This is a genomic window from Saccharopolyspora antibiotica (assembly GCF_047200635.1).
GTDB lineage: Bacteria > Actinomycetota > Actinomycetes > Mycobacteriales > Pseudonocardiaceae > Saccharopolyspora_C.
In genome coordinates this window covers 263,190-273,139 of sequence record NZ_JBJZOI010000001.1, presented here as the reverse complement: position 1 = coordinate 273,139, position 9,950 = coordinate 263,190, and the positions used below count along the sequence as shown (strand labels likewise).

General features: G+C 75.2%; 6 protein-coding genes. All 6 read right to left on the bottom strand.

From position 1 onward, the window contains the following. Window positions 1-117: 117 nt before the first annotated feature. The 6 genes from ACL03H_RS00830 to eccD all read right to left on the bottom strand — a co-directional run bounded on the left by ACL03H_RS00830 (window position 118) and on the right by eccD (window position 9,948). On the bottom strand, window positions 118-555 hold the full coding sequence (locus ACL03H_RS00830; RefSeq protein ID WP_412809058.1) for a hypothetical protein: 438 nt from the start codon (window positions 553-555) through the stop codon (window positions 118-120). Between the two features lie 52 nt (window positions 556-607). Further along, window positions 608-1,024, bottom strand: a complete 417-nt coding sequence (locus ACL03H_RS00825) for a YbaB/EbfC family nucleoid-associated protein (RefSeq protein WP_412809057.1) — start codon at window positions 1,022-1,024, stop codon at window positions 608-610. Between the two features lie 113 nt (window positions 1,025-1,137). Further along, window positions 1,138-4,428, bottom strand: a complete 3,291-nt coding sequence (locus ACL03H_RS00820; RefSeq protein ID WP_412809056.1) for a right-handed parallel beta-helix repeat-containing protein — start codon at window positions 4,426-4,428, stop codon at window positions 1,138-1,140. A gap of 61 nt (window positions 4,429-4,489) precedes the next feature. Further along, complete coding sequence (locus ACL03H_RS00815; protein WP_412809055.1) at window positions 4,490-7,204, bottom strand: hypothetical protein; 2,715 nt, start codon at window positions 7,202-7,204, stop codon at window positions 4,490-4,492. 4 nt (window positions 7,205-7,208) lie between these two features. Beyond that, complete coding sequence (eccB, locus tag ACL03H_RS00810; protein WP_412809054.1) at window positions 7,209-8,546, bottom strand: type VII secretion protein EccB; 1,338 nt, start codon at window positions 8,544-8,546, stop codon at window positions 7,209-7,211. Window positions 8,547-8,556: 10 nt separating this feature from the next. Beyond that, window positions 8,557-9,948, bottom strand: a complete 1,392-nt coding sequence (eccD, locus tag ACL03H_RS00805; protein ID WP_412809053.1) for a type VII secretion integral membrane protein EccD — start codon at window positions 9,946-9,948, stop codon at window positions 8,557-8,559. Window positions 9,949-9,950: the final 2 nt, after the last annotated feature.

The window sequence follows — 9,950 nt, the reverse complement described above, 5'->3', positions numbered from 1 at the left end:
CGTTCACCACACCATTCGACAGGAGCCTGAGCTCCGCTGCACCGCGATTCCGGGGTCCTGGCCCCGCTGACCGAACTACCGCTTCGTCACTTCCGCGCGGATCCGCGCGCTCGCCCGCTAGGGCTTGCGGGACCCCGTGTCCGGGGCCATCGGAGCCTGCTCCTGAATTCCCGGCTCCAGCGGCACATCCGGCTTCCGCGCCGTGGGACCTCGGCTCGAACCAGCACCATCGCCCCCGCTGCCCAGGAACTCCCGGGACATCGCGTCGGCCTGGTCGGCGGAGTTGCCGTAGTCCGCGCCGTTCTGCCGCAGCCCGTCGCTGATGTACCGCATGGCCCCGGAGTACTGCTGCACGCTGCCCGCGAACTGGTCGTTGCCGTCGGTGAAGCCCTGCCAGGCCTCGCGCCCCTCCTCGTCGTCGCCGAAGCTGCTCAACGCGTACCGGCCGGAGAGGCCGATGATCCGCGTGCGCAACGAGTCGAGCCGGCTCTGCACCTCGGCGTACCCGTGGCCGCTGCGGCTCAGGGACTCGGGGTCCACCCAGAACTGGTTCATGCGGAGAAGCGCTCCTTCCCGGTGACGCGGGGGAAGATGTGGTGGTCGGGGATCACGCCCGGCGGGCGGCGAGGCGGTCGCGGAGCACCTGCGGGAGCATCGCCTCGTTGGGCACCATCTGCCCCGCGGCGACGTCTCCGCGCATCAGGTCCTGGGCGTTCATCCCCGGCGGCAGCATCGGGGCGATGAACTCGGCGGTCTGCTCGTCGAGCTTCTCCCGCGCCTGCGCGATGGTGCTGGTGATGAGCTCGGCGATCTCGTTCTTCGCCAGCGAGCGGTAGCCGCTGGTGAGGAACTTCAGCTCGGTGATGTGCCCGTGCATCCCCACGGTCACCTGGAGCTCGCGGCGCGGCGACACGGCGGTGGCCGACAGCTCGGTCATCCGCTCCTTCATGTCCGCCATCTTGGTGACCTGGCGCTCGAACTCCTCGCGCAACATCTCCACGTTGCGTCGGTCCACTCCGGACACAGCTGCCTCCTGACCTGTTCGTCGATCAAGTCAACGGCACCGCGGCCGTCTCCGGTGCCGACTCAACAGGACCGAAGACCTCCGGGCAGGCGATCTGCCCGGAGGATGGGGAATCACCCCACGGACGCCAGCCCGCCCACCGCGACGCGGTGGCCGAGACCCGCCAGATCGGCGACGGTGAGGGTTCGGGAGGCCGCCGCGCGGCCCAGGTGGTCGGCGAACCGGTGCGCGCCGCGCACCGAGGTCTCACCGGTTTCCTCGACGTGCGCGGCCAGCGCGGCCACCACGTCCTCCGGCACCTCGTGCCCGCGCTCGCGCAGCCGCCGCACCGCCACCGCCGCCAGCTCGGGCGGGGAGCAGGGAGCGGTCTCCCAGCGCTGCCCGAAGCAGGCCGCCAGCTGCGGCACCCGCCCGAACAGCCGCTCCACGCTCGCGGGGGTGCCCGTGAGCACCACCACGACCTCCTGGGCGTGCTCGCGCACGGCGGCGGACAGCGCCTCGGTCTCCTCCTGCTGCGGCTCGACGTCGGCGTCGACCACCAGCACGCCGCCGGCCGCGTCCGAGAATGCCTTGCGCACCAGGCTCTCGGCCTGCCCCGGCCAGTGCGGCCGGAGCTCCTCGGCCAGCGACACCCGCACCACCTGCCCGATCCCGACCAGTCCCAGCTCGGAGAGCGCCTGGGCGTAGAGCCGGGCGAGCTCGCGGCGGCCGCTGCCCCCCGGACCGGCCAGCACCGCGTTGCCGTGCGGGCCGACGGAACGCCGCTGGGTGCGCCGCTGGCACAGCCCCACCAGCGCGGATCCCACCGCCTGACGGGGCCCGCCCATGCCGACCAGCTCCGACATCCGCCGCCACGCCCGGGTGGACTGCACGGCCCGCACCGGATCCGAGGCCGCGTCCGGGGCGGCGTCCTCCTCGGCGGGCAGCTGCTCCAGCATCGCGGTCTGCGGGGCGAGGTCCTCGGCTGTGAGCCTGCTGAAGTCCGCGTCCCGCGACGGCGGCCGCTGCGCGAGCCGCGACGCCTGGGTGCTGATCATCGCCTCGAACAGCTTGCGGGCCACGCGGCCGTTGCCGAAGGTCTCGCCCTTGGGCACCCGGGTGAAGTACGCGGTCAGCTCCTCCACCGCGTCGTCGGTGAGCTCGTAGTAGTGCTTCCGGCACAGGTTGCTGGTGATGGTCACCAGCTCCTCGACGCTGTAGTTGGGGAACTCGATGGTGCGGGTGAACCGGGAGGCCAGCCCGGGGTTGGACTGCAGGAACTTCTCCATCAGCTCCGAGTAGCCCGCGACGATGACCACCAGCTCGTCGCGGTGGTCCTCCATCATCTTCATCAGCGCGTCCACGGCCTCCTGGCCGAAGTCCGGGCCGACGCCGCCGGTGGCGGCGGTGAGGGTGTAGGCCTCGTCGATGAACAGCACCCCGCCGATGGCCTCGGTGACCAGCTCGGTGGTCTTGATCGCCGTGGAACCGATGTACTGGCCGACGAGGTCGGCCCGCGCCGCCTCGATCATGTGGCCGCTGGAGAGGATGCCGAGCTCGCCGAGCACCGCGCCGTAGAGCCGGGCGACCGTGGTCTTGCCGGTACCGGGCGGCCCGGCGAACACGAGGTGCCTGCTCATCGGCGGCATCGGCAGACCCATCTGCTGCCGGACCTGCGACATCTTGATCAGGTTGATGAGGCCGCGGACCTCCTCCTTCACCCCGTCCAGGCCGATCAGCGAGTCCAGGTCCGCCAGCGGACCGTCCAGCACGCTGCCACCGGCCTCGCCCAGCGACCGGTCCTCGGCCGCCGGGGTCTCCGGCGCGGGCCCCGGAGCGGCCCTGGCCGGTTCGGGCTCGGCGCTCGCGGCGTCGGTGACCAGCCCCTCGATCGCCAGCCCGCGTTCGTCGGCCGGGCGCCGAACGGCCTCGCCGCCGCTGCCGTTGATCGTGCACCCGCTCAACCGCACCGGCTCCGCCGTGCGCACGTGCGCACCGTCCCCGCCGCTGTCCAGCAGCTCGCACCCCACCAGCTCCGCGCGAGAGCCCTCGGCCAGGTTCAGACCGTGCCCGCCCGCCCGGCGCACCCGGAAGCGGCTTCCGGTCAGCGAACCACCCCGCGCGAGCCGGATCCCGTCGGCGGCGGTGTCGACGATCTCGGTGTCCCGCACCACCGCCGCCCCCGCCCCGGCGTCGAGCCCACCGCCGCGCAGCAGCGCGGAGATCAGCTCGGCGCGGGAGCCCCCGGCGAGCGTCACCGCCCAGTCGTCGCGCGTGCCCAGCCGGGTGTCGGTGAACGTGGCGCGCGCCGACTCCACGAGCACCACGGCGGGGGTGCCGCCGGTCTCGATCGAGGTGTCGTCGAACTCGGCCGCCGAACCGCGCACCAGCACCCCGGCGCCGTCCGCGACCTCGGCCCGGAACCGGGAGAAGCGCACCCGCCCCGAGGTGGACAGCTGGGCGATCGCCTCGGCCGTGCCGCGCACCTCGGTGCGCTCCAGCACCGGAGCGGCCTCGGCGTCCACGATCAGCCCGATCGGGGAGTCCGCGAGCTCGCAGTCCACCAGCTTCGCCGTCGCCTTGCCCGAGACCTGCACGGCGCTGTGGCCCGCTCCGGTGAACGCGCAGCCGCGCAGCTCCGCCGCCGTGCTCCCGGACAGGTGGGCCGCCTGCGACGCCGCGCCGGTGAACCGGGACCCGGCGATCACCACGGACCTGCCGCCGGTCAGGTACAGGTCCACGTTCGCGCCGTCGCGCACGGTCAGGTCGGTGACCTTGAGGTCGCCCTGCTGCTCCACCACGACCGCGGGTTTCGCGGCGGCGGTGATCGCGCCCTGCTCGATGACGCACCGGCCCCGGCCGTTCACGCAGACGCCGTTGCCGCCGGGCCGCTCCACCAGGACCCGGCGCAGCGTCAACGAGCCGTCCTCGCCGACCACGGCGGCCGAGGAGGACACGTCGCGGATCGCGGTGTCCTCCACCGTGCTCGGTGCCGAGGAGGTCACCACGATCCCCGCGCCCCCGGAGTTCGTGATCTCGCAGCTCCGGGTGGCCACCGAACCGGTGCCCCTGGTCAGCAGCGCCGCCCACGCGGTGCCGGACACCCAGCAGCCGTCCAGCGCCACCTCGCCGCGACGCACGTCGACCGCCGCGGTGTCACCGTCCGAGCAGCTCAGCCGCAGCCCGCGCAGCTGCACCCCGTCGGTGTCGACGACCAGCGCGCTGCCCGTCGCCGCGTGCACCTCGACGGTTCCGCCGTCCTGCTCCGCGGCGATGCTGACCGTCCGGCCGACGACGAGGTTCTCCTCGTACCTGCCGGGCCGGACGCTGATCATCGCGCCGTCCCCGGCCGCCGCGAGGGCGGAGCCGATCGTGGGGTGCGCGCCCGCCCGGTCTCCGCCCACCACCAGCAGTTCGCGGTTCATCGCCGGTCACCTTCTCTCCGCCCGCCCCGTCGGCCGGGGGCCGCTGGGAAGTCCATCTCGCTCACACCAATCCCGGCAGCGCGCCGAACCTCGCGCGCGCGGACTCCCCCACGGCGCCGCGCGGCGGGGCGGCGGCCCAGCGCTCCACGCAGCGCAGCAGGGAGGAGGTGGCCAGCTCGTCCAGCGCCTCCCGCGCGTCCACCCGGCCTTCGTCGTCCACTTCGGACTCGGCCAGCTCGCGCAGCAGGATCCGGCCGCGGGCGCCATCGGAGCCGGGTTCCGCCAGCTCCAGCACCTTGAAGCTGGTGCCCGGCACGAACACCACCCGGTTGTCCACCACGTCGTCGCCGCCGGTTTCGAGCAGCTTCGTGCGGCGCGCGGTCATCGACCACACCAGCACGTCCACCTCCCCCACCTGGTCGGCGCTGGGTTCGGTCAGCGAGTGCAGGAAGCTCCAGTCGGTCAGCAGCCTGCGGCGCCGGTAGAGCTCCCACTGGGCGGAGGTCGGCGAGGCCGCGAACACCGTCGCCCCGCGATGCGAGGGCAACCGGCTGAGGCCGGAGACCACGCACCGCGCGAACGGCACGTGCGGTCCGTTCACCGCCGAGCGCAGCGAGCGGTCCACCGCCGCGCCGCGCTCGGCCAGGTGCAGCCGCACCGCGACGGCGTCGGCGAGGACGTCGGTGGTGGAACGGCTCTCCGAGGCCTGGAATCCCGGGTGCTCGGACAGGATCCGCGAGGTGGAGTGCGCCATCGCGTCGAAGTCGGCGCTGAGGGTGCGGCGCAGCCAGGCGCGCTCCTCGGCGAGGCCGTGCCCGGCCACCAGCGCCGAGGCGGCGGGGTCCGGGGTCGGTTGCAGGCGCGGTTCGGCGGTTTCCACCGGAGCGGCTCGCCCGGCCACCTCCGGTTCGGGGGCCGCCTGCGGCGCGCTCTCGGACTCCGGCACCGGTCCCGGGTTCGGCGTCTCCGCGCGCGAGACGGGCTCGGGCACCGCTTCGGGCGCCGGCGACTCCCGCTCCGGGGCCGGGGGCACCGGGGATTCCGGGGGCTCCGGCCGGGACGCCTCCGGTTTCGCGGGCCCCGCCGGGGGCGGCTCCGTCTCCGGCGCGGTGGCGCCCGGGGCCGCGGTCTCGCGGGCCGGGGGCGCGGGCGGCTCCTCGACCGAGGGCATCGCCGAGTTCTCCAGCCGGATCGCCACCGGGCGCGGCGGCTCCGGGGCCTCGGTCGCGGCGGCGGGTGGTGACGCCACCGGACCGGCGGCCGGGGGCCCGACCGGGGTGTTCGCGGCGGTGGGATCCGCGGGAGTCGGGGTCTCCGGGGCGGGCGCGGGCGGGGCGGGCGCCTCGGTCACCGGGGGTGTCGCGACCTCGGCCTCCGGTTCGTCGCGCACCGGCGCGAACCGCACCGTGTCGGTCACCGACTCGGCCTCGGACATCGGGGACGCGGCGCGCGAGGCGCCCGCCGGGGCCACCAGCTGCCCGCCCGCCGGGCCGGCGATGCGCAGCACCTCGCGGCTCACCTCGGTCGCGGGCACCAGGCGGGCCCGCACCCGGGTCGCCGGGTCCAGTCGCGCCAGGACGTCCTGCGCGAGCCGCCGCATCCGGTCGGCGCGCTTCTCGTCACCGGCGTCGAAGGCGAGCAGGTTCTCCTCGGGGCGCGCGGGTTCGGCGCGCACGGCGGCGGCGTTCTGGGCGTCCTCCGGCGGCCGGACCCACAGCCCGGACTGCACGACCTCCAGCACCGCGTCCGGGGTGTACCAGTACACCGCCGGGGCGACTTGCTCCGCCCCGGGCACCGGCGCGCGGTGGCTCAGCAGCGCGGGCGTCGACCGGTGCGCCGGATCGGTGCGCGGCGTGTAGCCGAGCTCGCGGGCGAAGGACTGCCAGCCGAGCCCGCCGTCCGGGCACACCGTGTAGAGGTCCGGGGAGCTCGGCGAACCGATCGGCATCCCCGGGTAGCAGACCACCCGGGAGTCCAGCAGGTCCGCCAGCGCCTGCCCCAGCGACTCGCCCCGGGGCAGGTGCACCGGGCCGTACCGCACGAAGCGGACCTGGGGACGCACCCGCTCGTCGAGCCCGCGCCAGAACCGGGTGACGTCGTCCAGCGACAGCGGCGGCTCCCCGGGGCAGCCGAGCACCACGGTGAGCACCTCCGGCTGGCAGGGCATCCCCGTCACCAGCCGCGACCAGTGCTCCCCGGAGGGCCCGCCGCGCGCGGCGGAGTGGATCCACACCCCGCCGGGGATCGGGTCGGCCATCCCGGTGGAGCTCGTCGGCCAGGCGTTCGTGATCCCCTCGTCCCAGGCGGGCCGGGGATAGCGCTTCGCCTCCCACTCCGGGGCCCGGCCCGGGCGGAACCGGACCCAACCGCTGCCCTTGCCGGAGTCGACGAACAGCGTGCCGCCCGCGCCCCGGAAGATCGCCCCGTCCGGAGCCACCACGGTGCGCCCGAGCCGCTCGGACAGCCACTGGCCGGTCAGCGCGGTGGCCTCGCGGGAGCGCCCGCCCAGGATCAGCCGGAGGCCGCGCCGGTGCCGGGGCAGCAGCTCGGCGACCGAGTCCCAGGCCGAGACCGGCACGCCGACGGGCAGGTCGAGGACCACCATCTCGTGCTCGGGGTCGGCGGCGACCGACATCGCCATCGACTGCGCCTCGGCCGTCATCCGGCGCTCCGGGTGCACCACGAGCGCGTTGCCGACGACCTGCCTGGTCAGCGCGAGGTCGGTGGTGCCCCGGCGGCGCCGGGCGAGCGGGGGCATCGGGGGCCGTGCGGGCATCTGGTCATCCCTTCCTGATCGCACCGGCCGAGGCCGTGCTCAGCGGTGGGCCGCTCGGCACCTCGTCGAGCAGGGCGGCGTCGAACGGCCGCACGGGCGCGCCACCGAGCCCCAGGGCCTTCATGGAATCGTCGTCGGGCAGCAGGTACTTCGTGCCCTCGGAGATGAGGTAGCGGTCGGGCTTGCGCTGGCCGGGCGGCAACGGCACCGCGCCGACCACCAGCCCGCCCGCCGGGGGCAGGTGCACGCCGGGGATCGAGCCGACCCGGCTGCCGGTGAACACCACTTCGCTGCGCACCACAGGTCCGTCGGGGCGCTGCCGCAGGCACAGCGCGTCGCCGCCCGGGTCGCGCCAGCGGGCGTCGCTGAGCTCGGGGAGCCGCTGGGTCAGCGACCGGTCCGCGGAACGGGGCGCGGCGGCCACCGCGGCGGCGCCCACCCGCACCGGATCGGTCGAGCCCACGGCGTCGAGCAGCATGAACTCGGTCCCGTTGAGCGGGGCGAGACCGTCGTTGCGCAGCACGAACCGCTGGACGTCGCCGTTCGCGGCGCGCTGCTCGAACAGCTGCCCCACCGGGTGCGCCGCGCCGTCGACCGCCGGGCCGGGAGAGCCCGCCCCGTCGAGGGCGGCCGGGGCCAGGACGGGGCCGTCCGGCACCGCGTCCAGCCACGCGCGGGGCGCGACCGGCGGCCGCACCGCGGCCATGCCCAGGGCGACCGTCGCGGCGGGGTCGGCGACCCGGAGCTTGGCGCCGCCCAGCAGCAGGTACTGGGCGCCGTCCTCGGCGGCCACCAGCGAGTACCGGTCGGCGCGCAGCGGCGCGGTGGGCGCGCTCGGGTCGAAGTTCAGGCTCAGGTCCCGCCCCGCGCCCGGTTCCGGCAGGCAGGCCAGCCAGCTGGAGCCGAGCAGTTCATCGGCGGCGGGCAGGTTCTGCGGCGCGTCCGGGATGCCCATCGGGACGCCGCGCGGCGCGGCGGCCAGCGACGCCCGGGACAGCATCTCGACGTCCGGGCCGCCCTTCGGGCCCTGCAGCAGCTTCGCCGAGGCGTAGTTCGGGGTCGGGTGCAGCACGCCGCCCACGTTGACGAAGCGGGTGCCGGACTCCTCCTCCACGACGATCGCGCCCCGGGCCTGCCAGGCCGTGTTGCCGCCGGGGACGAGCAGTCCGTAGACGCCGAAGCCGATGGCGATCAGCACCGCCAGCACCAGCCCGAAGACGACTCCGGTGCTCGCTCGCCGCGCGGGCACCTCGGGGCTGGCGGGGTCGCCGAGGACCAGGGCGGAGCTCATCCGCCCCATCAGGAACTGGTAGGCGTGCACGTGGTCGCGCTGGGTCTGCATGGTTCCGCCCTCACCCGGCCAGTCCGCGCGCCCAGGCGTACACGCCGAGGAGCTGGAGCAGCAGCGGCAGCACCGCGAGCGCCGTCACCGTGTCGAAGATGTTGGCCAGGTGACCCCAGATCGGCAGCATCCGCCGCATCGGGGGCCGGAGCGCCGCCTTGACCAGTGCGAACAGCACCACGAGCAGACCGGCCAGCAGCGCGGTGCGCCACTCCGGCGGGAACATCCGGGCCAGGTGCAGCACCACCAGGGACAGGCCGATGGTGCCCGCGACGGCCAGCGAGACCCGCTGCCAGACGCCGAGGAAGCTGCGGGAGCGCAGCAGCACCGCGCAGGACAGCACGCTCACCAGCGCCCACCCGATCCAGCCGGGTTCAGCGAGGATGAGCGGGAACGCCCCGCTGAGCACGGCGGCGGCGAACACCATCGCCACGCTGACGTAGCGGTCGGCGGTCGCCGTCCGCACCGCCACCTGGTCGGCGGGCGCCGGTTCGATGTCCTGTTGCAGGTCGGCGGCGTTGCGCGGCAGCTGCGGCCCGCGCAGGAACGCGGCCCGGATGGTCAGCTTCGGCACGAACACGACGACCCCGAACAGCACCGCCGCCAGCACCCCGGCGACCTGGCCGATGCCGAGGCCGAAGCTCGCGCCGAGCCACACCCCGGCGATCACCGCGACCGCCACGAGCAGCACCGTGCTGAACGGCGCGTACGGGATGCCGCGCGCCGCGAAGCGCCGCAGCACCAGCAGCAGCGCGGCGGCGGCCCCCGCGCCGACGGCGGCGACCAGCACGCCCGGCGGGGTCGGCGCGGTCTCCCCGGGCACCCCGTCCGCGGCGATGAGCCCGGCCAGCGCGCTGAACCCGCAGCCCGCGAAACCGGTGAGCCGCGTCAGCGCGAGGTCGTCCAGCTTCGTCGCCACCGGTGCGGCGGCGAACGCGCACACCAGGCCCAGCCCGAGCGCGAACCCGGCGTGCAGCGCGGTCGGACCGGGCCCGGCGAGCACGAGAGCCAGCACGGCGAGGACCGCCGCGGACAGCGCGGTGAACAGCAACCTGCCGTGCTCGTGCTGCCAGCGGTCGTCGCGCTGCCCGACCGAGGTGGCGATGCCGTCGGCGAGGTCGTCGAAGTCCAGCTCCGGCAGCGGGTCGTCGGCCGGGCGCAGGTGCAGCTGCTCGCCCTCCATCCAGTCCAGCGTCTCCGGGGTGCCCGAGGGGTCCAGCGGGGTGCCGCCGAGGCGTTGCAGCACCCAGGACCCGTGCTCCTCGGCCTCGGGCTGGGAGCTGGTGTGGCTCAGCAGCACCGGCAGCAGGTCGGCGACGGAGGTCGAGACGGGCACGGCGAGATCGGCCCGGCCGTCCGGGCCGAACACCGTGATCCGGCACAGCTCGGCTGCTCTGGTCATGA